26 protein-coding genes are annotated in these 26,773 nt (G+C 71.7%); 11 read left to right on the top strand and 15 right to left on the bottom strand.

Annotated elements, in window-relative coordinates; translation table 11 throughout:
• The first annotated feature begins 1 nt into the window (after window position 1).
• Window positions 2-256 (top strand): CBU_0592 family membrane protein, encoded by a 255-nt coding sequence (locus ACQPW6_RS25425; protein ID WP_433891988.1) that lies wholly within the window; start codon window positions 2-4, stop codon window positions 254-256.
• A 244-nt stretch (window positions 257-500) separates the two neighbouring features.
• On the opposite strand, the gene ACQPW6_RS25420 is transcribed toward ACQPW6_RS25425, so the two are convergent.
• Window positions 501-1,385 (bottom strand): SigE family RNA polymerase sigma factor, encoded by an 885-nt coding sequence (locus ACQPW6_RS25420; protein WP_433891987.1) that lies wholly within the window; start codon window positions 1,383-1,385, stop codon window positions 501-503.
• A gap of 207 nt (window positions 1,386-1,592) precedes the next feature.
• Between ACQPW6_RS25420 and ACQPW6_RS25415 the strand changes: the two genes are divergently transcribed.
• The 4 genes from ACQPW6_RS25415 (at window position 1,593) to ACQPW6_RS25400 (ending at window position 5,153) form a co-directional block, all read left to right on the top strand.
• Entirely contained in the window at window positions 1,593-2,270 is a 678-nt protein-coding gene (locus tag ACQPW6_RS25415) for a response regulator (protein WP_433891986.1), read from the top strand.
• Window positions 2,168-3,829 (top strand): ATP-binding protein, encoded by a 1,662-nt coding sequence (locus ACQPW6_RS25410; protein ID WP_433891985.1) that lies wholly within the window; start codon window positions 2,168-2,170, stop codon window positions 3,827-3,829. Before ACQPW6_RS25415 ends, ACQPW6_RS25410 begins: the two co-directional genes overlap by 103 nt.
• Window positions 3,826-4,464, top strand: a complete 639-nt coding sequence (locus ACQPW6_RS25405; protein WP_433891984.1) for a hypothetical protein — start codon at window positions 3,826-3,828, stop codon at window positions 4,462-4,464. Before ACQPW6_RS25410 ends, ACQPW6_RS25405 begins: the two co-directional genes overlap by 4 nt.
• A 146-nt stretch (window positions 4,465-4,610) precedes the next feature.
• Complete coding sequence (locus ACQPW6_RS25400; RefSeq protein WP_433891983.1) at window positions 4,611-5,153, top strand: VanZ family protein; 543 nt, start codon at window positions 4,611-4,613, stop codon at window positions 5,151-5,153.
• Window positions 5,154-5,207: 54 nt separating this feature from the next.
• On the opposite strand, the gene ACQPW6_RS25395 is transcribed toward ACQPW6_RS25400, so the two are convergent.
• Entirely contained in the window at window positions 5,208-6,254 is a 1,047-nt protein-coding gene (locus tag ACQPW6_RS25395) for an aldo/keto reductase (RefSeq protein WP_433894653.1), read from the bottom strand.
• A gap of 103 nt (window positions 6,255-6,357) precedes the next feature.
• Between ACQPW6_RS25395 and ACQPW6_RS25390 the strand changes: the two genes are divergently transcribed.
• A complete protein-coding gene (locus tag ACQPW6_RS25390; RefSeq protein ID WP_433891982.1) occupies window positions 6,358-6,942 on the top strand; it encodes a TetR/AcrR family transcriptional regulator in 585 nt (194 codons plus the stop codon).
• A 264-nt stretch (window positions 6,943-7,206) separates the two neighbouring features.
• Here the strand turns inward: ACQPW6_RS25390 and ACQPW6_RS25385 are convergent, their stop codons facing one another.
• Entirely contained in the window at window positions 7,207-7,533 is a 327-nt protein-coding gene (locus ACQPW6_RS25385; RefSeq protein ID WP_433891981.1) for a hypothetical protein, read from the bottom strand.
• 93 nt (window positions 7,534-7,626) lie between these two features.
• On the bottom strand, window positions 7,627-8,796 hold the full coding sequence (locus ACQPW6_RS25380; RefSeq protein ID WP_433891980.1) for an adenosine deaminase: 1,170 nt from the start codon (window positions 8,794-8,796) through the stop codon (window positions 7,627-7,629).
• Between the two features lie 100 nt (window positions 8,797-8,896).
• Here ACQPW6_RS25380 and ACQPW6_RS25375 point away from each other — a divergent pair, with 100 nt between their 5' ends.
• Window positions 8,897-9,688 carry an alpha/beta hydrolase gene (locus ACQPW6_RS25375; protein WP_433891979.1) on the top strand — a complete coding sequence of 264 codons (792 nt, stop codon included), beginning with the start codon at window positions 8,897-8,899 and terminating at the stop codon, window positions 9,686-9,688.
• An 18-nt stretch (window positions 9,689-9,706) separates the two neighbouring features.
• Here ACQPW6_RS25375 and ACQPW6_RS25370 read toward each other — a convergent pair whose 3' ends face one another.
• Both ACQPW6_RS25370 and ACQPW6_RS25365 read right to left on the bottom strand, forming a co-directional pair.
• A complete protein-coding gene (locus ACQPW6_RS25370; RefSeq protein ID WP_433891978.1) occupies window positions 9,707-10,105 on the bottom strand; it encodes a hypothetical protein in 399 nt (132 codons plus the stop codon).
• A gap of 59 nt (window positions 10,106-10,164) precedes the next feature.
• A complete protein-coding gene (locus tag ACQPW6_RS25365; protein WP_433891977.1) occupies window positions 10,165-14,115 on the bottom strand; it encodes an SGNH/GDSL hydrolase family protein in 3,951 nt (1,316 codons plus the stop codon).
• Window positions 14,116-14,382: 267 nt separating this feature from the next.
• Between ACQPW6_RS25365 and ACQPW6_RS25360 the strand changes: the two genes are divergently transcribed.
• Together ACQPW6_RS25360 and ACQPW6_RS25355 are read left to right on the top strand one after the other, a co-directional pair.
• On the top strand, window positions 14,383-14,886 hold the full coding sequence (locus ACQPW6_RS25360) for a hypothetical protein (RefSeq protein ID WP_433891976.1): 504 nt from the start codon (window positions 14,383-14,385) through the stop codon (window positions 14,884-14,886).
• Window positions 14,887-14,922: 36 nt separating this feature from the next.
• Entirely contained in the window at window positions 14,923-15,903 is a 981-nt protein-coding gene (locus ACQPW6_RS25355; RefSeq protein ID WP_433891975.1) for a hypothetical protein, read from the top strand.
• Window positions 15,904-15,980: 77 nt separating this feature from the next.
• On the opposite strand, the gene ACQPW6_RS25350 is transcribed toward ACQPW6_RS25355, so the two are convergent.
• Together ACQPW6_RS25350 and ACQPW6_RS25345 are read right to left on the bottom strand one after the other, a co-directional pair.
• Window positions 15,981-16,760 (bottom strand): DUF4232 domain-containing protein, encoded by a 780-nt coding sequence (locus ACQPW6_RS25350; protein ID WP_433891974.1) that lies wholly within the window; start codon window positions 16,758-16,760, stop codon window positions 15,981-15,983.
• Between the two features lie 90 nt (window positions 16,761-16,850).
• The gene (locus tag ACQPW6_RS25345; RefSeq protein WP_433891973.1) at window positions 16,851-17,228 is read right to left on the bottom strand and encodes a MerR family transcriptional regulator; all 378 of its coding nucleotides are present in this window, start codon (window positions 17,226-17,228) and stop codon (window positions 16,851-16,853) included.
• Window positions 17,229-17,315: 87 nt separating this feature from the next.
• Here ACQPW6_RS25345 and ACQPW6_RS25340 point away from each other — a divergent pair, with 87 nt between their 5' ends.
• Window positions 17,316-18,044: an SDR family oxidoreductase gene (locus tag ACQPW6_RS25340; protein ID WP_433891972.1), complete on the top strand. Its 729-nt coding sequence runs from the start codon at window positions 17,316-17,318 to the stop codon at window positions 18,042-18,044.
• Between the two features lie 47 nt (window positions 18,045-18,091).
• Window positions 18,092-18,562 carry a hypothetical protein gene (locus ACQPW6_RS25335; RefSeq protein WP_433891971.1) on the top strand — a complete coding sequence of 157 codons (471 nt, stop codon included), beginning with the start codon at window positions 18,092-18,094 and terminating at the stop codon, window positions 18,560-18,562.
• A gap of 35 nt (window positions 18,563-18,597) precedes the next feature.
• On the opposite strand, the gene ACQPW6_RS25330 is transcribed toward ACQPW6_RS25335, so the two are convergent.
• From ACQPW6_RS25330 to ACQPW6_RS25300, 7 genes are all read right to left on the bottom strand, one after another.
• Window positions 18,598-19,743 (bottom strand): RNA polymerase sigma factor, encoded by a 1,146-nt coding sequence (locus ACQPW6_RS25330; RefSeq protein WP_433891970.1) that lies wholly within the window; start codon window positions 19,741-19,743, stop codon window positions 18,598-18,600.
• On the bottom strand, window positions 19,740-20,147 hold the full coding sequence (locus ACQPW6_RS25325) for a YciI family protein (RefSeq protein WP_433891969.1): 408 nt from the start codon (window positions 20,145-20,147) through the stop codon (window positions 19,740-19,742). Before ACQPW6_RS25325 ends, ACQPW6_RS25330 begins: the two co-directional genes overlap by 4 nt.
• Before the next feature lie 642 nt (window positions 20,148-20,789).
• Window positions 20,790-22,067, bottom strand: a complete 1,278-nt coding sequence (locus ACQPW6_RS25320; RefSeq protein ID WP_433891968.1) for a thymidine phosphorylase — start codon at window positions 22,065-22,067, stop codon at window positions 20,790-20,792.
• 53 nt (window positions 22,068-22,120) lie between these two features.
• Window positions 22,121-22,564, bottom strand: coding sequence for a cytidine deaminase (locus tag ACQPW6_RS25315; RefSeq protein ID WP_433891967.1), 444 nt, complete (start codon window positions 22,562-22,564; stop codon window positions 22,121-22,123).
• Complete coding sequence (locus ACQPW6_RS25310) at window positions 22,561-23,847, bottom strand: ABC transporter permease (RefSeq protein ID WP_433891966.1); 1,287 nt, start codon at window positions 23,845-23,847, stop codon at window positions 22,561-22,563. The genes ACQPW6_RS25315 and ACQPW6_RS25310 overlap by 4 nt, the downstream gene beginning before the upstream one ends.
• Window positions 23,844-25,004, bottom strand: a complete 1,161-nt coding sequence (locus ACQPW6_RS25305) for an ABC transporter permease (protein WP_433891965.1) — start codon at window positions 25,002-25,004, stop codon at window positions 23,844-23,846. Before ACQPW6_RS25305 ends, ACQPW6_RS25310 begins: the two co-directional genes overlap by 4 nt.
• Complete coding sequence (locus ACQPW6_RS25300) at window positions 25,001-26,608, bottom strand: ABC transporter ATP-binding protein (protein WP_433894652.1); 1,608 nt, start codon at window positions 26,606-26,608, stop codon at window positions 25,001-25,003. The genes ACQPW6_RS25305 and ACQPW6_RS25300 overlap by 4 nt, the downstream gene beginning before the upstream one ends.
• Between the last annotated feature and the right edge of the window lie 165 nt (window positions 26,609-26,773).

Here is a 26,773-nt window from a genome sequence, read left to right as displayed (position 1 = left end):
CGTGGGTCAGTCCGTGCAGGTCATCGGTTCGCTGCTGGTGCTCGCCGCTTTCGCGGCCGTCCAGCGGGGCCGGCTGGGACCGAAGTCGCGCACGTACCTGGTGCTGAACGTCGTCGGGTCCGCCGTGCTGTCGGTCGAGGCCGTGCTGGAGCAGCAGTGGGGGTTCCTGCTGCTGGAAGGCGTCTGGGCGCTGGTGTCCGCCGCCGGGCTGGTCGCGGTGCTGCGCGGGAGGCCGGTCCGTACCGGCACCCACTGACCACACGAGACGTCCGTACGAAAGGTCCGTGCGAGACGTCCATACGCAGCACAACGGGGCCGGGGCCCGGACATGCGGCGAGGCCGAACGGCTTCCCCCTCACCGTCCGGCCCCGTCTCCCCCATCCCCCGTGCGTTCCCCCCGATCCCCCGTTCCCCCCGATCCCCCCGGATCCCCCGTGCTCCCCCCGACCGGCCCCCGTCCGGCGTTGTGTGGCGCGGCCCGCCGGGCCGCGACCCGTCCGTCAGGCGACCAGCTCGCCGAACGCGGACTCCTCGTCGCGCCCGAAGCTCAGTGCCTCGTCGTCGCGCATGCGGCGCAGCGAGCGCCAGATGCTGCTCTTCACCGTGCCGACGCTGATGCCGAGGATGTCGGCGATCTCCGGGTCGGTGCGGCCCTCGTAGTAGCGGAGTACCAGCATCGTGCGCTGCTGCTCGGGCAGCCGGGCCAGGGCCTGCCACAGGACGGCGCGCAGTTCGGTGCCGCCCATCTCGTCGGTGTCACCGACGGTCTCGGGCAGCTCCTCGGTCGGGTACTCGTTGAGCTTGCGGCGGCGCCAGGCGCTGATGTGCAGGTTGGTCATGGTGCGCCGCAGGTAGCCGCCGACGGCCGCCTTGTCGCTGATCCGGTCCCAGGCACGGTAGGTGGAGAACAGCGCGCTCTGCAGCAGGTCCTCGGCCGCGTAGCGGTCGCCGGTCAGGTGGTACGCGGTCGCGTAGAGCGAGGCGCGGCGCTCCTGGACGTACGCGGTGAAGGCCGCCTCGGCGTCCGCGGCGCCGGCGGGCGAACCGGCCGGCGTCCCCTCCGCGGACGGAACCGCGGACCGAACCGGGGCGACCGGAGTGACCGGAGTGACCGGAGTGACCGGAGTGACCGGGGCGACCGGCTTCACCGGCGCCAGAGCCGCCGCCGGCTGCACCGGCCCCACCGGCGCTATGTACGCCGGCCGCTGCCGCGGCACCGTCGCCAGGTTCGTCGGGTGCACGGCGGCGCCCCCCGCGCCGTTGCCGCGTCCGGCGCCGCGAACGTACCCCCGTGCGCTCGCGACGCCGGACATCTCGGTGGCACGGGTGACGGTGTGCCGCGGCGTGTGCGCAACGGCGGTGGTGGTGCTGTGCAGTGCGTTCATCTCGCGCCCCCGTCGATGGAACCTTCAGCGTGGTCTTCGGCGTCGCAACCGGTAGGAGTTCGTCCGGTCAGCGGTCCCTCTCGCTGTGGGCACCAGCCTGCCGGGCCAGTTTCATGGCGCTGTCCGCCGAGTGTCACAGGCCCGCAACAGAGCCGGGGACGTTACCGCACTTCATCAGGCCCCCCGGGGTAGGCAACAATGACCGGCGTGCCTTTCCTGTTGCTTATCGAGGATGACGACGCCATTCGTACGGGTCTCGAACTCGGCCTGTCCCGCCAGGGCCACCGTGTGGTGGCGGCGGCGACCGGCGAGGACGGCCTCAAGCTGCTCAAGGAGCAGCGCCCTGACCTGATCGTTCTGGACGTGATGCTGCCCGGGATCGACGGTTTCGAGGTGTGCCGCCGGATCCGGCGCACCGACCAGCTGCCGATCATCCTGCTGACCGCCCGCAGCGACGACATCGACGTGGTGGTCGGCCTGGAGTCGGGCGCCGACGACTATGTGATCAAACCGGTGCAGCCCCGGGTGCTGGACGCCCGGATCAGGGCGGTGCTGCGCCGCGGCGAGCGGGACAGCACCGACTCGGCCGCCTTCGGCGCGATCGTGATCGACCGGAACGCGATGACGGTCACCAAGGACGGTGAGGATCTGCAGCTCACGCCGACCGAGCTGCGGCTGCTGCTGGAACTGAGCCGGCGGCCGGGGCAGGCGCTGTCCAGGCAGCAGCTGCTGCGGCTGGTCTGGGAGCACGACTACCTCGGCGACTCCCGGCTGGTGGACGCGTGCGTGCAGCGGCTGCGGGCCAAGATCGAGGACGTGCCGTCGTCGCCGACCCTGATCCGTACCGTCCGCGGGGTCGGCTACCGCCTGGACACGCCTCAGTGAGTGCCGGCTCCACGGTGGACGCCGGGCCCGCGGCAGACCAGGCCGCTCCCCCCGCCCGCCGGGGCCTGGGCGGCTGGGCGTCCGGGATGCTGCGCTGGACGAGCCTGCGGCTGCGGCTGGTCGCGGTGTTCGCCGCGGTGGCGCTGACCGCCGCCGTGTCGGTGTCCGGAATCGCCTACTGGCTGAACCGGGACGCGGTGCTGACCCGCGCGCAGAACAGCGCGCTCGCCGACTTCCGCGACTCGATGCAGCGCGACGCGGCCTCGCTGCCGGTCTCGCCGACCTGCGACTCGCTGGACTCCGCGGCGACCAGGATCGGCGGCCCCGACACGTACCAGGTGGTGCTGATCGACACCACGCAGGACAGCGAGCAGTGCGCGGCCACGTCCGACAGCCGCCTGTTCACGATGGCCGACGTGCCGCTGTCGTTGCAGCACGCGGTCAACACCCCGCACAGCACCGACAAGCAGTACCACCTGCACTGGGAGCGGATCTCGTTGCAGGGCCGCCCCTACCTGGTGGCGGGCGCGCGGATCAACGGGTCCGGGCCGACCGGCTACATGCTCAAGTCGCTGGACGCCGAGCGCAAGGACCTCAACTCGCTGGGCTGGTCGCTCGGCATCGCCACGCTGCTCGCGCTGGTCGGCTCCGCGCTGCTCGCGCAGGCGGCCGGCGCGACGGTGCTGCGGCCGGTGCGGCGGCTCGGCGAGGCCGCGCAGCGGCTGGGCGAGGGGCACCTCGACACCCGGCTGAAGGTGTCGGGCACCGACGAACTGGCCGAGATGTCACGGACGTTCAACAACGCGGCGGAGTCGCTGGAGACCCGGGTGGCGGAGCTGAGCAACCGGGAGGCGGCCAGCCGCCGCTTCGTGGCGGACATGTCGCACGAGCTGCGCACGCCGCTGACCGCGATCACCGCGGTCACCGACGTGCTGGAGGACGAGGCCGAGTCGCTCGACCCGATGATCGCACCGGCGGTACGGCTGGTGGTCAGCGAGACACGACGGCTGAACGAACTGGTGGAGACGCTGATGGAGGTCACCCGGTTCGACGCCGGGACCGCGAAGCTGCGGGTGGACGAGGTCGATGTCGCCGACATGGTGATGGCCTGCATGGACGCCCGGGCCTGGCTGGACTCGGTGGAGCTGGACGCGCCGCGCGGGCTGCTCGCCACCCTCGACCCGCGCCGGCTCGATGTGATCATGGCGAACCTGATCGGCAACGCGCTCAAGCACGGCGGCTCCCCGGTGCGGGTCTCGCTGCGCACCGAGGGCGGCCAGGAGGACGGCGAGGTGGTGATCGAGGTCGCCGACCACGGCCCCGGCATCCCCGAGGACGTGCTGCCGCACGTCTTCGACCGGTTCTACAAGGCGGACGCCTCCCGGGCCCGCTCCGAGGGCAGCGGCCTGGGCCTGTCCATCGCGATGGAGAACGCGCACATCCACGGCGGCGACATCACCGCGGCCAACGCGCCCGGCGGCGGCGCCGTCTTCACGCTGCGGCTGCCGATCCGGCCGCGCGAGGACCCCGCCGACGACGTCCCCGGTGAGGGCCGATGAGACGGACCAGGCCGACGGGGCCGTCGAACGCGCCTGCCCGCGCCCGGATGCTGCCCGCCGCCGTACCGCTGCTGGCGCTCGCGCTCGCGCTCGCGCTGGCCGGCTGCGGCATCCGCACCACCACCGTGCCGGTGGACGCCGGGCCGGCCCCGTCCCGTGCGTCGTGCGCGCTGCCCGAGGCGACCGGCGACCTGCGACCGGACACCGCCGTACTCAAGATCTACCTGGTGTGCAGCATGCAGGCCGCGCCGGTGCCGCGGAACGTGCCGCTGCGGCCCGGGCCGGTGGACCGGCTGGAACTCGTCGCCGAGCTGATGGCGCAGTTGCAGCGTCCGCTGCCGGCCGCCGAGTCGCGGGCCCGATTCGTCACGGAGGTGCCGGGCAGCCTGGTCGTCGAGGGACAGCGGCGCGGCGACCCGGCCGGCGCGCTGCGGCTCAACGAGAAGCCCGCCGACCTGCCGTCGTTCGCGCTCGCGCAGATCGTCTGCACGCTGGTGGCCAACAACGCGGCGCCCGGCGACACGGTGATCCTCGGCGGCAACGGCCCGCACGACACGCTGCGCGGCTACACCTGCACGCAGGATCTGCGGTCCCGGTCGGACGCGGCGGACACGGCGGGGGCGCCGCTGCACTGACGGTTTGCACGGGTTTGGCGGGCGCGATTACCACCCGGGGCGGCCCGGTAAACGTCCGCGGGGGATCGCGATCCGCGTCACATCCGGTGGCGGGAACCGGCCGGTAGCCAGGGCGCGTCTTCGACATCGTGCAGCACGAAGGCTCCATGTACAGGGTGCGCGCGGCCGGGCTGCTGCTCACCGCCGCGTATCTGGCGTTTGTCTGCTGGCTGCTGCTGCGACCGCACTCCGTGGCGTGGGTGCCCGCGCCGAACCTGCGGCCGTTCGACACGATCAGGGCGGATCTGGCGGCCGGGCCGGTCGACGCGGTGCGGCGGATCGCCGAGGGGCTCGGGCTGCTCGCACCGCTCGGGGTGCTGCTGCCGATGGCCGGCGGGCGGGTGCGGACGGCGGGGGTGACGTCGTTCGTACGGACCGTTTTCGCCGGGCTGATGGTCTCGATCTCCGTCGAGTTCACCCAGACCATGGTCCCCGGCCAGCTCTTCGACGTGGACGCGCTGCTCCTGAACACGGCAGGCGTAGCCCTGGCCCACCTCCTGATAGTCCCGGCCGCCCGCCGCTACCTCCGCTCCCGCGAGCAATCCCCCACCCCGGCCCCGGCTCCCGCCCCGGCCCCGGCTCCGGTCCCGACGCCGAGACCCGCACTCTCCCAACGCGACGACCCACCCCGGGTGGTCCCCCTGCCGTGACGGAGGGCGCACGCGCACCAGGAACCGTCCTGAAGCGGCCGTAGCAGGTGACGGTCAGAGGGCCATACCGGGGACGCGCCGGCGGACGGCTTCCATCTCGGCTTCGTCGGAGACGCCCTGCCAGTCGGCGCGGGGTGTGTAGGGCGCTTCGAGCGCGCGCACCTCGTCGTCGGTCAGCTCGACGTCGAGCGAGGCCACGGCCTCGTCGATCTGCTGAGTCGACCCGGCGCCGACGAGCGGGGCGGTGACGACCGGCTGGTGGCGCAGCCAGGCCAGCGAGATCTGGGCGCGGCTGACGCCGTGGGCGTCGGCGACCTGCCCGACGGCATCGATGATCGCCCTGTTGGATGCCTCCTCGGCCGGGGAGTAGAGCGTGTCGGCGTAGGCGCCGTCGGTGGCGGAGCGGGTGGTCGACCTCGCTACCTCCCAGGCGCGCGCGAGCCGGCCGCGGGCCAGCGGGCTCCAGATGATCGTGCCGACGCCGTTGTCGAGGGCGAGCGGGATCATCTCGCGCTCCTCCTCGCGGGCGAGCAGGTTGTAGTGGTCCTGCATGGACACGAATCGCGTCCAGCCGTTGGTCTCCTGGAGCCTGAGCGCCTTGGCGAACTCCCACGCGTGCATCGAGGATGCGCCGAGGTAGCGCACCTTGCCGGCCTTCACGAGGTCGTGGAGCGCTTCGAGCGTTTCCTCCCACGGGGTCGAGTGGTCGTTGCGGTGGATCTGGTACAGGTCGACGTAGTCGGTGCCGAGCCGGCGGAGCGAGTGGTCGACCTCGGTCATGATCGCCTTGCGGGAGAGGCCCTGGCCGTTCGGGCCGAGCCGCATCGGGTGGCGCAGCTTGGTCGCGATCACCACGGCGTCGCGGTCCGCGAAGTCCTTGAGCGCCCGGCCGAGGATCTCCTCGCTGGACCCGTTGGAGTACATGTTCGCGGTGTCGAAGAAGTTGATGCCGGCCTCCAGCGCGTGCTGGATGAGCGGGCGGGCCTCCTCCTCGCCCTTGGACCAGACGGGATGGCCGCGATCGGGCTCGCCGTAGGTCATGGCGCCGATGGCGATGGGCGAGACATCCAGGCCGGTCGTGCCGAGCTTGACGTACTGCATGAGGTCGGTTCCTTCGTGACGTCCGATCATGCGGAGCATCCTCCGCATGGTGGAGAAACTAGCGGAGCATCCTCCGCGAGTCAAACGGGGGCATCATCGAGGCATGAGCAGCGACACCCCTGCCACCTACGGCACGCAGCGCAAGGCGGCCGCGCGCAATCGCGTGGCGATCATCGAGGCGGCCCACGAGCTGTTCGCACAGAATCCGCTCGTGCCACTGAGCGATGTCGCCAAGGCGGCCGACGTGGGAATCGGCACGCTGTACCGGCACTTCCCCACCCGGGAAGACCTCATCCTCGCCGCGTACCAGCACGACATCGATCGCCTGACCGCCACTGTCGACGAGGCCCTCGGCCGCCATACGTCCGCGAGGGCGGCCTTCATCGAGTGGTTCGAGACGTTGTCGGCCTACATCCGCGTCAAGCACGGGCTGGGCGACGCCCTCCACTCCGCGGCGGCGCAGGAGGCGGTGGCGGCGGCCTGGGGACCGACGTCAGAGGCGGTGGCCACGTTGCTCGACGCCTGCATTGCCGAGGGCACCGTCGCTCGGGGCCACCAGCCGGCCGACGTCATCATGCTGATGAGTTTCCTGTGGCGCGTGGCAGACAACGAGGACGGAGCAGCCCAGGGGCATCGCCTCATCGCGACGGTCTTCAACGGGCTCCGCAGCGAGCCCGACGTCGGATAGGCGTCCGGACGCCACCCGGGGGCGCGGGGATGCACCTCATCAGCGGCGGGCGCCGCAGGGACGCGACATACCCCCGGCCTCAACAGGGGCGCTGGGGGCACCTCCCAGCGTTAGCTGGGGGAGGAACCGCGCGACCAGTTGGAGCGGGCCCGTAAACGGGGGCGGGCCGGGGGCGGGCAAGCTCGATGCCGTCACGCGGCCGGGCCGCGTCCCCGGGGAGGAGGGGGCGCGGCCCGGTGGGGCGGGTGGGGCTTCGCAGGCGGGTCAGCCGCCTACGGGGAGGCCGCCCAGGAGGCTGTTGACCGGGCCGACCTCGTTGCCGGACGGCAGCAGCTTGCCGGCTCCGGCGGGCAGCGCCGACGTCCCGTTGCTGAGCGCCTGCTGCGCACCCTGAGCGCTGTCCGTCGTGCCGGGCAGCAGCTTGCCCGCCGTGCCCACCGGCAGCCCCCCGATCATCGTGTTGGCGGTGGCAGGGCCGAGCGCCGGCAGCGGAAGCGCCGACTCGGCGGCCGAGGCCGTGCCGGCCGCGGCCGCGGCGAAGGCCAGGCCGAGTGCGGTGGTCGCGAGTGTCTTCTTGGTTCGGGTCTGCATGACTTCGGAACGTAATCAGTTCATCACCGACCGTGCAAGCGGCCCGCCGCACCCGTGTCCTCGCCCGCCGGCCCGCCGCGGCCGGCCCGCCGCTCAGCCCCCGTCCGCCGCGGAACCGCTGGCCACAGGCGGTGCGGCGGCCGTCCGCTCGAAGAGCCACTCGGCCTTCAGCTCCGCGTACCCCGGCTTGATCACTTCGTTGATCATGGCGAGACGTTCATCGAAAGGGATGAACGCGGACTTCATCGCGTTGACGGTGAACCACTGCATGTCGTCCAGCGTGTAGTCGAACGCCTCGACCAGGTGCTCGAACTCCGCGCTCATGCTGGTCCCGGACATCAGCCGGTTGTCGGTGTTCACCGTGACCCGGAAGTGCAGCCGCCGCAGCAGCCCGATCGGGTGCTCCCGGTACGACGTGGCCGCCCCGGTCTGGAGGTTGGACGTCGGGCACATCTCCAGCGGCACCCGCTTGTCCCGTACGTACGCCGCCAGCCGCCCGAGCTTGACCGAGCCGCCGTCCTCGTCCGTCTGGATGTCGTCGATGATCCGCACCCCGTGCCCGAGCCGGTCGGCCCCGCACCACTGGAGCGCCTGCCAGATCGACGGCAGCCCGAAGGCCTCACCGGCGTGGATGGTGAAGTGGTTGTTCTCCCGCTGGAGGTACTCGAAGGCGTCCAGGTGCCGGGTGGGCGGGTAGCCGGCCTCCGCGCCGGCGATGTCGAAGCCGACCACGCCCAGGTCCCGGTAGCGGTTGGCGAGTTCGGCGATCTCCTGGGAGCGGGCCGCGTGCCGCATCGCGGTGAGCAGCGCGCCGACCCTGATCCGGTTCCCGTCCTCCCTGGCCCGCCGTTCCCCCTGCCGGAAGCCCTCGTTGACGGCCTCGACCACCTGCTCCAGGGTCAGCCCGCCCTCCAGGTGCTGCTCGGGCGCGTAGCGGATCTCGGCGTAGACGACGCCGTCGGCGGCCAGGTCCTCGGCGCACTCGGCGGCCACCCTGGTCAGCGCTTCCTCCGTCTGCATCACGGCGCAGGTGTGCGCGAAGGTCTCCAGATAGCGTTCCAGCGAACCGGAGTCGGCCGCGGCCCTGAACCACTCGCCGAGCTTGGCGGGGTCGGTCTCGGGCAGCCCGTCGTAGCCGGTGGCGCGCGCGATGTCCACGATGGTGCCGGGGCGCAGCCCGCCGTCGAGGTGGTCGTGCAGCAGCACCTTGGGGGCGCGGCGGATCTGGTCCTGGTTCGGAATGCTCGGATTGGCGTTCTGCATGCTCGAACGATAGTCCCTACGCGCGTAGATCAACGGGAACGAGCAAAATTTTTCCGCACGGCCATACAGCGCACACCCCTGCGTCTGCCATCGTTGCGCCATGGCTTCGCAGGCTTTACCAGCACGTGGTGCCCGGCTGGGACGTCCGGTGGCTCCTGGGCTGGTACCGGTGCCGCGGCAGCGCGACCGGGACGACGGCCCGGCCGCCACCGTGCGCGCCGTCGTCCTCGCGCTCCCCGGCGGCGACGCGCTGAGCACCCGGCGGCGCTCCCCGATGGCCGCGGCCGTGATGTGGCCGCTGGCCCGCCACCTGGTGCGCGAGGGCGCGGCGGACGGGGTGGCCGCGCATGTGGTGCACTACCGCTTCCGCGGCTGGAACGGCGGCCACGCGCACCCGGCGGAGGACGCGGAGTGGGCGGTCGGCGAGGCGGTACGGCGGTACGGCGACGTGCCGGTCTGCCTGGTCGGCCTCGACATGGGCGCCCGCGCCGCGCTGCACGCGGCGGCCCACCCGGCGGTCTGCTCGGTGGTCGCGCTGGCGCCCTGGCTGCCGCCCGGGCCGGAACCGGAGCCGGTGAAGCAGCTGATCGGCCGCCGGGTGATGGTCGTGCACGGCACGGACGACGAGACCACCGACCCCGAGCTGTCCTACGATCTCGCCGAGCGGGCCAAGAAGGTCAACCGCGAGGTGTGCCGGTTCGAGGTGCACACCGACGGGCACGGGCTGCACCAGCACCGCGCCGAAGTCTTCGCCCTCACCGCGGACTTCGTCCTGGGCTCGCTGCTCGACCGCCCCTACGCGCGCCCGGTGCAGGACGCGCTGGCGGCGCCGCCGCCGCTGGGCCTGCGGATGCCGCTGGCAGCGGGGTTCGGACGCTCGCTGCGCCGCTGAACGGGCCCTCGCCCCGCACTACTTGGGGCAGGTCACCTCGGCCGGGTCGGCGGCAGGCGGCAGCACCCGGAAGCACGTGCTGAGGTCGCCGCCGTCGAGCGAGTTGCCGTACTGCATGCCGATCTCGATGGTGACGGCCTGGCCGTCGACCGCCCGGACGGCGATCTCCTTGTGGTGCCCGGCCGCCGTCGCGGCCCGCGCGGCCGGCGTCGGGCCCTTCGCCGCGGCCAGGTCCGCGGCGAACGTACGGGCCAGCGCCACGGATCGGGCGTGCGCCCGGTCCCTCTCGCGGTCGTCGCGCTGCCCGGTGTGATGCCCGATCGCGCACCGCGCGAGAAAGAACAGGGCGATCACGGCCACCGCCACGACGAAGCAGCCCTTGGCGATCTTCTCGCTGGGCGCTTCGGCGGTGGCCATGATCAACCCCGGTGTTCAGGCCGGCCAGGGGCCGGCGGCGGACGGACGGGCGGGGCCGGTCAGAGGATGGACGGCAGCGCGGCGGTCAGCACGTCGGCGTAGAGCTGGGTGCCGGCGCTCTTGGGGTGGTAGCTCTCCCGGCTGATGCAGTAGGTGGGAGCGCCTTGCAGGCTACAGTCGAAGTCGCCGGGGCTCCGCTGTCCGGTGACGACGTTGTTGATGTCCTCCGGGTTGCCGCAGACACGTTTGCCGGAGAACGCGTCGTCCACCGGGAGGAAGGTGACCGGCACCGGCTTCGTGGCGTTCTGCAAGCCGATGACCATGTCGCTCTCCGCGTTCTGCATGTAGACCGCGACCTCGTTGAGCGTCACCTGAGTGCCGGACGGGATCACGTCCAGACAACTGCCCGCGTTCGGGGAGAAGATCTCCGGGTAGCTCATCAGCACGATCTTGGCGTGCGGCGCCTTGCTGTGGATCTGCCCCAGCAGCGATTTCACATGGCCGACGCCCGTGGTCACGTTCGTCTCCATAGTCGCCTCCGACGGGCAACTGGTACCGGGCGCCACGGAACACGACTTGATCGTGTCGGAGAAGCTCGCGTCGTTGCCCCCTGCCGTCAGCAGTACCAGGGTGGTGTCGTTGTTGACGAAGCCGGAGTCCAGCTGCGACTTCTCGTGGAACTGGCCGTCGTAGCCCCACGTGCCGGGGTCACCGAGGGCCATCCCCTTGTACGCGTAGGCCCCTGAGCAGGCGATGGAGTGGTAGTCCAGCGCGTTGCTGTCGGCGTCCGCGAGGGCGCCGATGGTGGAGGACTGTCCGGGCAGCTTGGTCTTGCGGGACCAGGAGTTGGCGCTGCGGTGGCAGGCGTCCCAGTTGGAGTTGCCGTAGTTGTTGTCGCTCTGGCCCTCGTAGGCGCCGGCTCCCTCGCCGGAGGTGTACGAATCGCCCATCGTCACCACGTAGTTGGCCGGCTTTGCCGACATCGGCTGGAAGGCCGCCGCGTCCCAGGCGATGTCGTCGTCGCCGGTGCCGTCCGAGGAGATGTTGTCCAGCGACAGGGTGGGGGTGGTCGTGGAGTGGAAGACCCCGAGGTTCACCCACAGGTTGCCGCTGGTGTTGGTGGGGATGTAACGGCTCTGGTCGCCGTCGCTGGTGTGGACGGTGTAGTGCGCCTGCTGGGTCTGCGCGCCCGCGCCCGGCAGGTGGACGAAGATCCGGACGTAGCCGCTCATCGCCGTCGGCGTCCAGGTGCCGGTGATCTTGTCGGAGGTGTCCCAGGAGGGACGGGTGTGCGCGAACCAGGTGTGGCCGCCGAGGCCGGCGCCGATCTGGTGGAAGTCGATCTTGCTCGGGTAGGTGGTGGTGGTGCCGGTGGACGAGCCGAACGTGAAGGTCAGCGCTCCATGGGTTTGATAGTCGTACAGCCCGCAGGAGTTGGGGCCGAGCACGCTGGTCGGCACGTCGTCGACGATCACCGTCCCCGCGGGCAGCTGATTGGCGGTGTAGCAGTGCGGTGGGTAGATCGACGGCGGGGTGGGCTCGGCGGTGCCGGGCGCGTAGTGGATGTTCTCGGTGCCGCACATCAGCGAGCACTCGGCCCAGGAGGCCGAGGTGTGCCACCAGCATTCGAGGTCGTCCCGCTGGCAGGCGCCAGCCGGCTCGGTCGGGTACTGGCCGGGCTGGTGCGGCTTGGTGGTGTCGCACTGGTCGCCGGCCACCGTGCAGAAGACGTCGTGCGGCGGCTCGGCGCTGTCGCCGTAGCCGGTCGGGTAGTTGGCGGTGCGGTAGGAGTTGATGTACGCCTTGTTCACGTAGTCGTAGCGCAGCAGGGCGTGCGAGGCCCAGCCCATCACCCGCTCGGGGTACGACCAGTGGTTGGGGGTCTTGGCGTCGTCGTAGGTGTTCTGCAGGAAGTGCGAACGGTCGGCGGGGTAGTCAGGGTTGACCGGGTTGTTGGCCCAGCCGAGGCCGTACGCGCCGGTGGGGTCGGAACCCTGGTCGTGATAACCGGAGTTGTACGCCCACAGGGCGAACCACCAGTTCTCCAGGTACTTCGGGTTGCCGTCGTTGACCTTCATGCCGGCGGCGGCCAGCTGGTTCCACTTGTCCTGGAGGATCTCCAGGCCGGCGGCGGCGTTCGCCGCGTAGTCGATCGCGATGGCCTTCTGCTGGGTGGAGTTGTAGATCCCGGGACCGATGATCTTCGCCATGCCGGTGGTGACCTGCGCCATGCCGTAACCGCAGTCGGCAGCGGCCCAGTTGACCGTCGTACTGCCGATCGGGCCGTAGAAGCCGCCCTGTTCGAAGTTGCCGGCCTGGCCGTCCACCGCGTGGTTGGACGCCTGCCACATGTTGGACTCCTGCGCGAGCACGCCGAGCAGCACCTGCGCCGGCACCTGCCCGCCGCCGGTCAGCGCGTGTGACGGGAACAGGCCCTGCGGGGTGTACGCGGGCAGCCCGTCGCCGTTCCAGTTGGCGGGGCGGTTGACGGTGAGGCTGCCCTTGACCGCGAGGTCGACGGCCCACTCCGCCATGGCCGGAGTCGGCTGCAGGGTCTGCACCGTCGGGTCGTTGCGCGGCACCGCGCAGGCGCGGTCCGGGTCCCAGGTGGTGGTGGACGGGTCCGGGTCCGCCGCGGGGCTCGCCGCCGTACCGGACGAACCGGACTTCGCGGCCCCGGCGGTCTTGGCGGTCCCGGCGGTCTTCGCGGTCCCGGCGGTCTTGGCGGTGGCCTTCTTGACGGCGCCTGGCGTCGCGGCGGCGGGCACGTACAGCGCCGGGCTGGCCTTGCTGCCGTCGGCCGGGCGCAGCGCCTGCGGCAGGAGGTGGAAGTCCACCCGCGGCTGCTGCCGCGCCGTCGCCGGGACCGTCATGCTGCGGGACTGGATGTCCACCGGGTCGGCGACGTCCGCCTGGTGCACGGCGGTGTTCGCCCCGGCGGCCTCCTTCTTGTTGGTGGCGCTGGTGACGGCGAGCTCGCCGCGGGTGGAGATGTCGGCGTCCGCGGTGGGCACCGCGAGCCGCTGCCAGCCGGCCGGCAGCGTGGCCGCCGCCTTCGCCGCGTCCGGCCCGACGACGTAGACCCGGCCGCCCTGGTCGTGCAGCTGCGCCCGGCCGGCCGCGGTGTGTCCGAGCACGGTGTCGTGCCCGTTCACCGTCCGGTGGAACTCGGTGGTGTCACCGCTGGTGACCTCCCAGCCGATGCCGCCCTGGGCGTCGACCGACAGCCGCGCGGGTGAGGCGGTCGCCGCGGCGAGCACCTTGACCGCGCCCTTGGCGCCGACCGAGACCACCTTGTTGCCCTTGGCGGCGGCGATGCCCGAGCCGTCGGGCACCGCGGCGGTGACCTGGCCGGGCGTGCTGGTGGCCGCCGTCATCGTGCCCTTGGCGGCGTCCACGGTGAACAGCCTGGTCACCGGGGTGGCGCCGTCGGTCTCCAGCCGGGAGAGCACCGCCGTCTCGCCGGTGCCGCACCCCGGGTCGTGGTAGGCGATCGAGACCTGCTGCGGCAGCTTGGTGACCGCGCCGGTCCGCAGGTCCACCACGGCGGCCAGCGCGCCGCGCTCGAACGCGACGGTGTCGTTGACCAGTTGGCGCGGGGCGTAGACGACGACGGCCCGGTCGCCGGAGCCGGTGACGCACAACTGCCCGATCCACTGGTCGGTGTCCACCCCCGGTTCCGACAGGGTGGCGGCGGTCTTCCACTGGTACCCGCTGGCCTTGGTGGCGGTCATGACGTGGAAGCCGGTCGCGTCGCCGTCGGTGGTGACCGCGCGGTCGGCGGACTTCTGCCAGCCCGTCCCCAGCAGGGCGTCGCGATGGGCGGCCGGCACGGATGCTCCGGGGCCGGCGGCCCCGGACGCGTTCGCCGTGGCCGGCGCCTGCGTCTGCTTGGCCGGTGCGTCCGAGGTCCGGGCCGCCGCCCACGCGGACGGGGCCTGGAGCACGGCCGCGCCCACCGCGAGGACGGCAAGAACGCCGGAGGTCTTTCTCAGCCGAGATTTCGGCACTGATTCCCCCTGTCTGTGCACATATGGGCCCGCCATCGGCGAGCCGAGAACAAGGAACATGGAGGTTCGTCAATTCTGAGGTTCATACGAACTTCAAAGTTCATGATTCCCCGGAAAACTCACCCGTGCCTATCATGCCGTATTGCCGCCGTGAGGATCTGGGGCAGATTTGGCCAGGTTCTCGAAAATCACGAACACCAAGGTTCGTGCCCTGCCGAAAAGGGAGTCACCTACATGCCTGTCCGCACTTGTCTTTCACGAACCGGAGTGTTCGTCGCAGCGGCCGGCGCCGCCGGGGCGGCGCTCCTGTCCAGCGCCCCCGCCAACGCGGCTGACATCAAGCCGATGGCCACCATCACGATCGACGTCTCCGACAACTGCGCGGTACACCCGAGCGGCTGTTCCAACGGGTCGATAAACGGGCTGACGCTCTTCTACAACTCGATCATTCCCGGCTACCCGGACGCGTCGGGAAGCACGGCGACCTTCAACGGAAATGTCAGCAACTACGACTACGACACCTCGGTCTCCGAGGGGAACAACTACCACTGGCACTACATCTTCCAGAAGAACTTCGGGAACGGTTCCGGCCAGGCCGTGAAGAACAACGCTGCCGCGGTGGGCACCTGCGGCGCCCTCGACAACTACCGGGTCTACTTCAATTCAAAATACCTGGGGCATTCGCAGACGTTCACGAAGAACACCTGCTCGCACGACGTCAACCTCGACTCCACGCTCAAGAACAACAACGCGTCCCAGCACATCGCCTGAGGCGTGACGGCCGCCCCGCGAGAAGAAAGGGCCACCGTGCCACTCAGCCACTCCGTGCCCGCCGGCGGCAGGCGCCGGCGCCTGAGCGCCATCGCCGCGCTGGCACTGTCGGCCACCCTGCTCGCCGGGTGTTCCTCGTCGGCCCCGGACTCCACCACGTCCGGGGCCGGCGGCCCGGGTGCGGCACCCGGAACGGACGGTCCGGCCGCCGGCCGGGCCGGGTGGCCGGCGAAGGTCCCCACCACCGGGCTGTCCAAGGGCATGGTGCTGCCGCTTGAGGCATACATGGAGACGTACCCGGACTCGGTGGCCATCGAGCAGGCCGTCGACCGGCTGGAGACCCGCTGCATGGCCCGCTACGGCATCAACTACACACCGGCGCCCCCCGGTTGGGATCCGCCGCCCAACAACGACGACTCCAACATGGGACGCCGGTACGGCCTGATGGACCGCGCCCAGGCCGCGAAGCTCGGCTACGACCTGGGCGACGAGAACCGGACGCCGCCGCAGCAGCCGAAGCTGTCGGCCGCGGCCGAGGCCGTGCTCACCGGTCAGGTCTCGACGCGTCCCGGCGCGGCCAAGGTGGCCGCCTACCACGGCAGGGCGGTGCCGGCCGGCGGGTGTGCCACCGAGGCGAACGGCGCGATCGGCGCCGACCGGATCGACACCGGTCTGCCGGGCCGGCTGGACGCGGCGAGCCTCGACAGGTCCCAGGCCGAGCCACGGGTGCGGGCGGCGATCACCGCATGGTCGGGGTGCATGAAGGCCGACGGCTACACCATCGACAACCCGCTGAACGCCTCCCGGCTCGCCCCGGATTCGGACGGGCGGCCGGCCGGCAAGGCGGCGATCGCCGCGGCGGTCGCCGACGTGGACTGCAAGGCGAAGACCGGTCTGGTCGCGGTCTGGTTCGAGGTGGAGTCATCGATACAGCGGCAGCAGGTGGCGGACAACCTGGCCGGGCTGCGGGAGGTGCGGGACCGGATCGACGCGGTGGTGAAGGCGGCGGCGGGCTGACGGCGGCCCGGTGGCCGGCCGGGTCGGCAAACCTGGGCTGACGACGGCCGACGGCGAACCGGGCCGGTCCGGTGCGGTCAGGGCAGGCGCCAGGCCGTCACGTCGAGCTTGCCGGTGGTGCCGAGGTCCACGGTCTCCTGCACCAACTGCGGCGGCCGGCCCGCGGCCGGACTCATCTCCACGTACGTGCCGGTGGTCGCCTCGACCGTGCCGTCCGTGACGAGGTTCCGCCACACCAGGGTGGTCAGCGCCCGGGAGCCGGGAGCCACGGTGATCTTCCGGGGCGCCGGGTCGTCCACGGCCGTCGTGACGTCGACTCCGTGGTGGACGGCCACCTTCGCGATCCGGTTGTGGTCCTCGTCCTGGAGGCGGACGGACGGGTAGCCTTCCAGGGTCAGCGACTTGCTGCCGCAGTTCGTCAGGTAGACGGTGACGACCCGCAGGCCGGCCGCCGCGTCCCCCACGCCGGTGAGGCGGTAACCGGAGTTCGGGCACGGGCTGTTGTCCTCGGTGAGGGCACTGTCCGCGGCGGGCCCGCCGTAGCGCGGCGGGGTCCCGCCGGAGCCGCCGTTCTTGAGCGAGTCGCCCGGCTTGACCGGGGACTTGGGCTGCGGGGCGGTGGAGCCCGTCGGCACCGTCCCGGGCAGAGTCTGCTTGGCGGTGCCACCGCCCGGAGTCGCCTTCCCGGACCCGCCGTCCCCCGCGTCCCCCGCATTCCCCGAGGCCGTCGCGGACGGTGTGGACGCGCCGGGGGTGGCCGTCGCGTGGCCGCCGCCGCTGCCGCCGGACGAGCACCCGGCAACGGCGAGAAGAGCAGCGGTGGTGAGGGCGACCGGCCACGGTCGTATGGATGCCATACGGGGATCATCACACACCCCCGTCTCCCCCCGGCCCCGGCCCGGTTGCCCGCCGTGGATCGCTGCTGCGCCCGTCCGGACCGGCCGCATCTACGGGTGCGTGTCCGTGATCGCGATGACCTCGTCGAGCCGGTCCAGGGCGGCCTGGAGGTCGTCGACCTTGGCCTGGATGCGGTCGCGCTCGGCGCGCAGCATGGCTCGTTGCCCGGCGTCGGTGTGCCCGGAGTCCCAGCACGGAAGGAGTTCGGTGATCCTCCGGCTGGTCAGGCCGGCGGCGAACATCTGCTGGAAGAAGCGCACCAGAGTGACGGCGTCCTGCCGGTAGAGGCGCTGGCCGGACGGGCTGCGCTCCGCGCTGAGCAGTCCCTGCTGCTCGTAGTAGCGCACGGCCCGCACCGAGACACCGGCGCCCCGCGCCACCTCGCCGATGCGGACCAGCCGCTCGGGTGCGGCCTCCGTGACGGTCATGGTGACTCCTCTCACCCCGGTTCTCACCCCGGTCCTGCCGACCAGCACTTGCCTCTGACGTCAGCGTCAGGTTTTAGCGTACCGGGCATGGACATCAACGATTCAGTCGCCCTGGTCACCGGGGCCAACCGCGGCCTGGGCCGCGCCTTCGCCCAGCGCCTGCTCGAACGGGGCGCCCGCAAGGTTTACGCGACGGCCCGCCGACCCGAGAGCGTGGACCTGCCCGGCGTCGAGGTGCTGCCCCTCGACATCGCCGACCCCGCATCCGTGCGGGCCGCCGCCGAGGCCGCCCCGGACGTCTCGCTGCTCGTCAACAACGCGGGGATCCAGACGGGCACCGACCTGGTGACCGGCTCGCTGGACGCGGTGCGGCACGAGCTGGAGACCAACATGTTCGGCCACCTGGAGATGATCCGCGCGTTCGCGCCGGCGCTCGCCGGGAGCGGCGGCGGCGCGATCGTGAACGTCCTCTCCGCCATGTCGTGGTTCGGCGCCAGGGGCGCGGGCGCCTACCACCTGACCAAGGCCGCCGCGTGGGCCATGACCAACGGCGTCCGCCTGGAGCTCGCCGAACAGGGCACCCTCGTGACAGCGGTCCACCTCGGCCTGGCCGACACCGACATGGCCGCGGGCTGGCCCGTGGCCAAGATCGCCCCGCCGGCCCTGGCCGACGCGGCCCTCGACGGCGTCGAGGCGGCCGCCGCCGAGGTCCTCGCCGACCAGTGGAGCCGCGACGTCAAATCCCGCCTGCCACTGGCACCGGAAGAGTTCACCGCCGCGATGAACCGAGCCCTGACGTCCCTGACGACGGCCTGAGGGGCCGGGGGCCCGGTCGATCACTGGTGGGGCGCCTCGGTGGTAATTTGACCGGGATCTTGGGGGCGGGCGAATTCGTGGACGAAGGCTTGCGGCGGGCGGTCGTCATCGCGCTGGGCGATCTCGGGCGAAGCGACGACTGGGGTGACCGGGCGGATGCCGGTCATGGCCTGGCAGCGTTCGCCGAGATGCAGGAGGCCGCCGAGCTGCTACTGAAGCTCGTGCTGGATCCGGACGACACCTTCGTCACGCGGCAAACCGCCGAGGCATTGCTCCGGCGAAAGGACAAGGCCGGACTGACGACCGTCGCGTCCGCGCTGGCCGTCGCCGACGACAACCACGCCGATTGGATCCACACCGCGACCGTCGATGTCTTCAGCGTCTTCTCGGACGATCTGGACGAGGCGCTGCGACTCTGCGAGGAGATGTCGGGCGACGCCGACGATCGTGTTGCCCGGGGAGCCCGCCTGCTGCAGGCAAGCCTCGCGGAGATCGAGCCCATACTTCGCTCCTCGTAGCGAGGGCACGACGACGTTGGCCGGCCGGACGGGTTCTAGCCGCGGGAACGGGTGTTGAGGCGGGCGGCCTGGCGGGTGAGGTGGACGTGTTCGGGGAGGTCGGGGGCTTTCTGGGCGGCCTCGGCGTAGAGGCGGGCGGCCGTGGTCAGGTCGCCGGCGCGTTCCTGGAGGTAGGCGGCGACCGCGGTGTAGCGGGGGAGGGAGCCGTCCAGGGCTGACAGGGCGGCCAGGCCGGCCTGGGGGCCGTCGGCCTCGGCGACGGCCACCGCGCGGTTGAGGCGGACCAGGGGGTTGTCGGTCAGCTGGGTCAGCTCGTCGTACCACTCGACGATCTGCACCCAGTCGGTCTCCTCGGCGGCCGGCGCGTCCGCGTGCAGGGCCGCGATGGCCGCCTGGGCCTGGAACTCGCCGAGGCGGTCGCGGGACAGCGCCGTCTGGAGGATCCGCACGCCCTCGGCGATCAGCGTGGTGTCCCACCGGCCGCGGTCCTGCTCGGCGAGCGTCACCAGGCTGCCGTCGGACGTCGTCCTGGCGGCGCGCCGGGCGTGGTGGAGCAGCATCAGGGCCAGCAGGCCGGCCACCTCGGGGTGGTCGATCGCGGCCGCGAGCTGCCGGGTGAGCCTGATCGCCTCGGCGGCGAGGTCGACGTCGCCGGAGTAGCCCTCGTTGAAGACCAGGTAGAGCACCCGCAGCACGGTCGCGACGTCCCCGGGCTGGTCGAACCGCACGTCGGAGACCGTCCGCTTGGCGCGGCTGATCCGCTGGCCCATCGTCGTCTCGGGCACCAGGTAGGCGCGGGCGATCTGCTTCGTCGTCAGCCCGCCGACCGCCCGCAACGTCAGCGCGACCGCCGACGACGGCGTCAACGACGGGTGCGCGCACAGGAAGTACAGCTGCAGCGTGTCGTCGATCGCGGGAGCCTCCCCCGGCGGCGGCTCCTCCTCCACCCGCTCCTCCCGCCGCCGCCTGGACGTGTCCGCCCTGGCCGCGTCCAGGAACCGCCGCCAGGCCACGGTGACGAGCCACGCCTTCGGATCCCGCGGCTCCTCCCCCGGCCACACCCGGACCGCCTCGACCAGCGCCTCCTGGACGGCATCCTCGGCCGCCGCGAAATCCGCTCCGCGGCGGACGAGGACGCCCAGCACGGCCGGAGTCAGACTGCGCAGCAGAACCTCGTTCACTCCGTGTCGGTGTGGCACGTGCCCAGGAACGGCCGCAACTCCAGCCACTCGTGAATCGGCTTCCCGCCCGCCCCGGGCGCGGCCGACAGCTCCCCCGCCAGCTCCACGGCCCGCTCGCGGCTGTCCACGTCGATCACCATCCAGCCGGCGATCACGTCCTTCGTCTCGGCGAACGGCCCGTCGGTGACCGGCGGCCGCCCCTCCCCGTCATACCGGACGAACATCCCCTCAGGCGACAGCGCCTGGCTCTCGACGAACTCCCCGGTCTCCTCCAGCCGCCCGGCGAAGTCGTTCATGTACGCCACATGCGCGGAGATCTCGTCGGGCGTCCACTGCGCCATGGGGACGTTGTTGACCGCGTCGGGCGCGCCGCGGTAGTGCTTCAGGAGCAGGTACTTGGCCATGGGGTCTTTCTCCTCGTGCCGGTGCGGCCCATTCTGACCGCTTCACTCCGGGGACGGAGCCGCACACGCCTTCTCGACATCACCGCGTCCGCGAGTGGTGGGCGCAGGGCAGGCAGACCGGCGGGTGGGTGGTGATCTCGCCCATCGGCAGACGGCCCGCGATTCCCACTAGGCTGCGGACTGGACCTCGACGCGGAGGTCACTCGCAAGATCGAGAAGAACGTCCGGCGCACGTACGAGCGCAACGAGCACGGGGCGCAGATCCGGACGAGCAGCGACTGAGTCGCCGCCGGCGAAGTTCAGCGACCACCCACCTGACGCGCCGATCACCCCCAGCGGCCGTGAAGCCGCCGTCCGGCCCGGGAGGGGACGGGCCGGGGTGCGCCCGCAGGATTTCCGACAAACGGCGGTGCACCCGAAAAACAAGCCCGCGCGGAGGGAATCCGAGGACGTGCCCCGGACCGGCACCGACCCCACCCACCACAAGACGTGCACCCAAGGACGCACCTGCACGGGCGGGGCGGTGGGAAACACCGGCAGGCACGGCGCCCAGCCGGGAAAACGAACGGCACCACCTCCCGGGTGCACCGGGAGCGAACCACCGCCTCCCCACCCGGCGGCCGGGCCACCGCGCCGGGCCGCCTACGCGATGCGGTCCAACAGAAGCGGCTTCGCCGCAAACGCCGTGCCCGGCGGGGCGATCGTGAACGCCCCCGCCAACGCCTCCTCCGCGTAAGGGAAAAGCGACGCCTCGTCCGTGTGCAGCGTCAGCAACGGCTCCCCCGCCGCCACCGCGTCCCCAGGCTTCGCGTGCAGCTCAACCCCCGCCCCCGCCTGCACCGCGTCCTCCTTGCGCGCCCGCCCGGCGCCGAGCCGCCACGCCGCGACCCCCACCCCGTACGCGTCCAGCGACGTCAACACCCCGGAAGCCGGCGCAGCCACAACGTGCCGCTCCCGTGCCACGGGAAGCGAAGCCGCGGGGTCGCCGCCCTGCGCCCGGATCATCCGCCGCCACACGTCCATCGCGGAGCCGTCCGCGAGCGCCTTCGCCGGGTCCGCGTCCGGCAGGCCCGCCGCGTCGAGCATCTCCCGCGCGAGCGCGAGCGTCAGCTCGATGACGTCGGCCGGGCCGCCGCCGGCCAGTACCTCCACCGACTCGCGGACTTCGAGCGCGTTGCCGGCCGTCAGGCCGAGCGGGACGGACATGTCGGTGAGGAGCGCGACCGTCCGGACGCCGTGGTCCCCGCCGAGGCCGACCATCGTGGCGGCCAACTCCCGCGCGTCCTCCAGGGACTTCATGAACGCCCCGGAGCCCACCTTCACGTCGAGCACGAGCGATCCCGTGCCCTCGGCGATCTTCTTCGACATGATCGAGGAGGCGATCAGCGGGATCGACTCGACCGTCGCCGTGACGTCCCGCAGCGCGTAGAGCTTCTTGTCGGCCGGCGCGAGCCCGTCGCCCGCCGCGCAGACCACCGCGCCCGCGTCGCCGAGCACGGCGAGCATCTCGTCGTTGCTGAGCGAGGCGCGCCAGCCGGGGATGGACTCCAGTTTGTCCAGGGTGCCGCCGGTGTGGCCGAGGCCGCGGCCGGACAGCTGCGGGACTGCCGCGCCGCACGCGGCGACCACCGGGGCGAGCGGCAGGGTGATCTTGTCGCCGACGCCGCCGGTGGAGTGCTTGTCGGCGGTCGGCCGGGACAGGCCGGAGAAGTCCATCCGCTCGCCGGAGGCGATCATCGCGGCGGTCCAGCGGGCGATCTCGGCCCGGTCCATGCCGTTGAGCAGGATGGCCATGGCGAGCGCCGACATCTGCTCGTCGGCGACCGCGCCGCGGGTGTACGCGTCGATCACCCAGTCGATCTGCTCATCGCTGAGCCGGCCCCGGTCGCGCTTGGTACGGATGACGGAAATGACGTCCATGGATTTCCCCAGCATCAGCGATGGTGATCAGCAAACATCAGCGGCGCCCGGACCTAGCGGTCCAGGTCCTCCGCCCCGAAGGCGTCCGGCAGGATCTCCGACATCGGCCGCACTCCCCGCCCGGTGTCCACCAGCAGGTCGGGGCCGCCGTTCTCCCACAGCAGCTGCCGGCACCGGCCGCACGGCATCAGCCGGGCGCCGTCGCGGTCGCAGCAGGTGAAGGCGACGAGCCGGCCGCCGCCGGTGGCGTGCAGCGCGGAGACCAGGCCGCATTCGGCGCAGAGCGCGACCCCGTAGGCCGCGTTCTCCACGTTGCAGCCGACGACCGTCCGCAGTGCACCGGAGCCGGCCGCGTCCCGTACCAGCGCCGCCGCGCCGACCGGGAAGCCGGAGTACGGGGCGTAGGCCCGTTCCATGACCTCCTTGGCGGCGGTCCGCAGCGCTTCCCAGTCCACGTCGGCGGACAACACGCCCACAGCGGAAGGCACCCCGCTCACCCGCCCTCACCCTTCCGGTACGGCATCCCGTCCGCCTTCGGCATCCGCAGCCGCTGCGCGGACAGCCCCATCACCAGCAGCGTGGCGACGTACGGCGTGGCCTGCACGACCTGGTCCGGCACCGAGTCGGTGAACGCGTACCAGAGCGCGAGCAGGACGGCGAAGCCGGTCGAGACGGCCGCGCCGATCCGGGCGCCGCGGTAGAACTTCCAGGCGCCCATCGCCAGCAGCAGCAGCGCGAGAAGCAGCAGCAGGGCGTGCACGGACGGCGCGCCGTTGCGCAGTTGCAGGCTGTCCGCGTAGCCGAACAGGCCGGCGCCCATGGCGAGTCCGCCGGGCCGCCAGTTGCCGAAGATCATCGCGGCCAGGCCGATGTAGCCGCGTCCGCCGGTCTGTCCCGCCAGGTAGAAGTGGGTGCCGATGGCGAGGAAGACACCGCCGAGGCCGGCCAGGCCGCCGGAGATGATCACCGCGAGGTATTTGTAGAGGTACACGTTGACACCCAACGACTCGGCGGCAACGGGGTTCTCTCCGCAGGACCGCAGCCGCAGGCCGAACGCGCTGCGCCACAGCACGAAGAAGGTCGCGACGAACAGCACCACGGCGAGCAGGGTGAGCGCGGAGATGCTGGTGACCAGGCCGCCGATCACACCGGCCAGGTCGGAGACCAGGAACCAGTGGTGCTTCTCCAGGGTGGCCAGCCAGTGCGAGAGCCCGGGCACGGTGAAGTTCTTGATGTCGCCCATCGGTGGCGACTGCTTGGGGCTGCCGCCCTTCTGCGCGGCCTCGCCGACGTTGAACCAGCGCTTGGCGAGGTAGGCGGTGACGCCGGTGGCAAGGATGTTCATGGCGACACCGGCGATGATGTGGTCCACGCCGAAGGTGACGGTGACGATCGCGTGCACCAGGCCGCCGGCCGCGCCGCCGAGCACGCCGGCCAGCACGCCGAGCCACGGGTTGGTCTGCCAGCCGGCCCACGCGCCGAAGAACGTGCCGAGGATCATCATGCCCTCAAGGCCGATGTTGACCACGCCGGCCCGCTCCGACCACAGGCCGGCCAGGCCCGCGAGGCCGATCGGCACGGCGCCGGCCAGCGCGCCGGCTATCTGCCCGGACGAGGTGACGTCCTCGGCGCCGGTGATGGCGCGGACCGCGGAGATCACGATCAGGGCCGCGGCGACGATCAGCAGGATCACCGGGAAGCTGAGCCGGATGCGCCCGGCCCGGCCGCCGGCCAGCTTGGGTGCGGCCGGCGGCGGGGTCTGGGTCTGGGTGGCAGTCATGCCGTCACCTCCTGCTTGTCGTCGTTGCCGTCACGGCCGTCGGAGCCGCCAGGGCCGCCGGGTGGCGGCGGTCCGGCCGCCGCGGCGAGTTCCGCGCCGACCTGCCGCTGCTGCCGGGTGAGGCCGTAGCGGCGGACGAGTTCGTAGGCGATGACGACGGCCAGCACGATGACGCCCTGGATCACGCCGACGATCTCCTGGTCGTAGCCCTCGAACTCCAGGCCGCTGGAGGCGCGTTCGAGGAACGCCCAGAGCACCGCGCCGACCCCGATGCCGATCGGGTTGTTGCGGCCGAGCAGGGCGACCGCGATGCCGGTGAAGCCGATGCCGGTCGGGAAGTCGGTGCCGTACTCGTAGGACTGGTTGAGCAGGGTGGGCATGCCGACCAGGCCGGCCATGGCGCCGGAGATCAGCATGCTGGTGACGACCATCTTCTTGACGCTGACGCCGCTGGCCTCGGCGGCGGACTCCGAGCGGCCGACCGCCCGCAGGTCGAAGCCGAACCGGGTGCGGGACAGCACGAACCAGTAGATGACGCCGGCCAGCACGGCGAAGACGATGAAGCCGACGATCGGGTCGGTGTTCGCCGGGTGGAAGTTGAACAGGTGGCTGGAGGACGGCAGCGGGGTGGTGGACACCATGTTGGCGTCCTTGTCGGTGTGGCCGAGCTTGCCGTCCCGCAGGAAGTAGCCGATCACGATGCCGGCCAGCGAGTTCAGCATGATCGTGGAGATCACCTCGCTGACCCCGCGGGTCACCTTCAGCACACCGGCGATGGCCGCCCAGGCCGCGCCGACCACCATCGAGGTGAGGATGATGATCGGGATCTGGATGACGCCGGGCAGCGACAGCGCGCCGCCGACCGCGGCGGCGAAGAAGGCCGCCAGCCGGTACTGGCCGTCCACACCGATGTTGAACAGGTTCATCCGGAAGCCGACCGCCACCGCGAGGCCCGCGAGGTAGTACGTGGTCGCCTTGTTGAGGATGTAGACCTGGCTGTCGCTCTTGCTGCCGTAGTCCACCATCACGTTGAAGGCGTGGAACGGCTCCTTGCCGGTGGCCAGCAGCACCAGGGCGGTGACCACCAGCGCACCGACGACGGCCAGCACGGGGGCGGCGACGCCCAGGATCGCCCGGTCCTTGTCGAACTTCCTCATGCGTCCTTCTCCCCCGCGCTCGCCGGTCCGTGTTCCAGATGGCCGCTGGCGGCGCCGGTCATGGCCGAGCCGAGTTCCTCAGGGGTGATGGTGGCCGGGTCGGCGTCCGCGACCAGCCGGCCGCGGTACATCACCCGCAGCGTGTCCGACAGACCGATCAGCTCGTCCAGGTCGGCGGAGATCAGCAGCACGGCCAGGCCCTCGCGGCGGGCGGCGCGGATCTGGTCCCAGATCTGCGCCTGCGCGCCGACGTCCACCCCGCGGGTGGGGTGCGCGGCGATCAGCAGCTTGGGCAGGTGGCTCATCTCGCGGCCGACGATCAGCTTCTGCTGGTTGCCGCCGGACAGCGAGGCCGCGGTGACCTCGATGCCGGGGGTGCGCACGTCGTACTCGGCGACGATCCGCTCGGTGTCGCGGCGGGCGGCGCCGGCGTCGATCAGGAAGCCCTTGCTGTTGGGGCGCTCGGTGACGTGGCCGAGGATCCGGTTCTCCCACAGCGGGGCTTCCAGCAGCAGCCCGTGCCGGTGCCGGTCCTCGGGGATGTAGCCGATCCCGTCCTCGCGGCGCTTGCGGGTCGGCGCCTGCGTGATGTCGTCGCCGTCCAGCTCCAGGGCGCCGCCGTCGGGTATCCGCATGCCCATGATGGCCTCGACGAGTTCGGCCTGGCCGTTGCCCTCGACGCCGGCGATGCCGAGCACCTCACCTTTGTGGATGGTGAAGCCGATGTCGTCGAGCACGATCCGCTCGACCCCGTCGGGGTCGGTCTCGGCCAGCCGCAGGCCGTGCACGGTGAGCATCGGCTCGTCGGTGACGGTGGACTCGCGGGTCTCGGGCGAGGGCAGTTCGCTGCCGACCATCAGCTCGGCGAGCTGCTTGGTGGTGGTGTGCTTGGGGTCGGCGCTGCCCACGGTGGTGCCGCGCCTGATCACGGTGATCTCGTCGGCCACCGACAGCACCTCGCCGAGCTTGTGCGAGATGAAGATGACGGTGATGCCCTCGGACTTCAGCTCCCGCAGGTTCTCGAACAGCGCCTCGACCTCCTGCGGGACCAGGACGGCCGTCGGCTCGTCCAGGATCAGGATCCGGGCGCCGCGGTAGAGGACCTTGAGGATCTCCACCCGCTGCCGGTCGGCGACGCCGAGGTCCTCCACGAGCGCGCCGAGCCGGATGCCGAGCCCGTAGGCGTCGGATATCTCGGTGATCCTCGCCCGCGCGCGGTTGCCGATCCCGTACAGCTTCTCGCTGCCCAGGACGACGTTCTCCAGCACGGTGAGGTTGTCGGCGAGCATGAAGTGCTGGTGCACCATGCCGATGCCGAGTGCGATGGCGTCCCCGGGGTCGCCGAGCGAGACGACCTTGCCGGCCACCGCGATGGTGCCCTCGTCGGGGTGCTGCATGCCGTAGAGGATCTTCATCAGGGTGGACTTGCCGGCGCCGTTCTCGCCCACCAGGGCGTGCACGGTGCCGCTGCGCACGGTGATGTCGATGTCGTGGTTGGCGACGACGCCGGGGAACCGCTTGGTGATACCGCGCAGTTCGACGGCGGGCGGCGCGCCGGAGGCATCGGCGGGCGGCGTGGCGGGTGGACTCGTGGACGCGTTGATGGCGCACTCTCCTGAAGGGGAAAGCCTCGGGCGGTGGGGGTGAACGTATCGCGAGAACCGGTCGCTACGCGCGTAGTGCCGGACAATCCACAGACGCCGCGACACGATCCGCACACTCCGATCCGCACAGTGATGAAGGCCCGGCGGGGCTGCCGAAGCGTTCCC

The organism is Streptomyces sp. CA-111067, from assembly GCF_050956065.1.
Classification (GTDB): Bacteria; Actinomycetota; Actinomycetes; order Streptomycetales; family Streptomycetaceae; genus Actinacidiphila.
Note: the sequence above shows the minus strand (reverse complement) of the source record. Positions and strands in the feature narration are given on the sequence as shown.

Bases quoted from the DNA above. Each gene is read 5' to 3' on its own strand.
- ACQPW6_RS25375 (WP_433891979.1), top strand. From the start codon at position 8,897: ATGGCTTCGCAGGCTTTACCAGCACGTGGTGCCCGGCTGGGACGTCCG.
- ACQPW6_RS25385 (WP_433891981.1), bottom strand. From the start codon at position 7,533: ATGCAGACCCGAACCAAGAAGACACTCGCGACCACCGCACTCGGCCTG.
- ACQPW6_RS25400 (WP_433891983.1), top strand. From the start codon at position 4,611: ATGTACAGGGTGCGCGCGGCCGGGCTGCTGCTCACCGCCGCGTATCTG.
- ACQPW6_RS25320 (WP_433891968.1), bottom strand. From the start codon at position 22,067: ATGGACGTCATTTCCGTCATCCGTACCAAGCGCGACCGGGGCCGGCTC.
- ACQPW6_RS25395 (WP_433894653.1), bottom strand. From the start codon at position 6,254: ATGCAGTACGTCAAGCTCGGCACGACCGGCCTGGATGTCTCGCCCATC.
- ACQPW6_RS25310 (WP_433891966.1), bottom strand. From the start codon at position 23,847: ATGACTGCCACCCAGACCCAGACCCCGCCGCCGGCCGCACCCAAGCTG.
- ACQPW6_RS25325 (WP_433891969.1), bottom strand. From the start codon at position 20,147: ATGGCCAAGTACCTGCTCCTGAAGCACTACCGCGGCGCGCCCGACGCG.
- ACQPW6_RS25405 (WP_433891984.1), top strand. From the start codon at position 3,826: ATGAGACGGACCAGGCCGACGGGGCCGTCGAACGCGCCTGCCCGCGCC.
- ACQPW6_RS25350 (WP_433891974.1), bottom strand. From the start codon at position 16,760: ATGGCATCCATACGACCGTGGCCGGTCGCCCTCACCACCGCTGCTCTT.
- ACQPW6_RS25420 (WP_433891987.1), bottom strand. From the start codon at position 1,385: ATGAACGCACTGCACAGCACCACCACCGCCGTTGCGCACACGCCGCGG.
- ACQPW6_RS25340 (WP_433891972.1), top strand. From the start codon at position 17,316: ATGGACATCAACGATTCAGTCGCCCTGGTCACCGGGGCCAACCGCGGC.
- ACQPW6_RS25305 (WP_433891965.1), bottom strand. From the start codon at position 25,004: ATGAGGAAGTTCGACAAGGACCGGGCGATCCTGGGCGTCGCCGCCCCC.
- ACQPW6_RS25345 (WP_433891973.1), bottom strand. From the start codon at position 17,228: ATGACCGTCACGGAGGCCGCACCCGAGCGGCTGGTCCGCATCGGCGAG.
- ACQPW6_RS25370 (WP_433891978.1), bottom strand. From the start codon at position 10,105: ATGGCCACCGCCGAAGCGCCCAGCGAGAAGATCGCCAAGGGCTGCTTC.
- ACQPW6_RS25390 (WP_433891982.1), top strand. From the start codon at position 6,358: ATGAGCAGCGACACCCCTGCCACCTACGGCACGCAGCGCAAGGCGGCC.
- ACQPW6_RS25380 (WP_433891980.1), bottom strand. From the start codon at position 8,796: ATGCAGAACGCCAATCCGAGCATTCCGAACCAGGACCAGATCCGCCGC.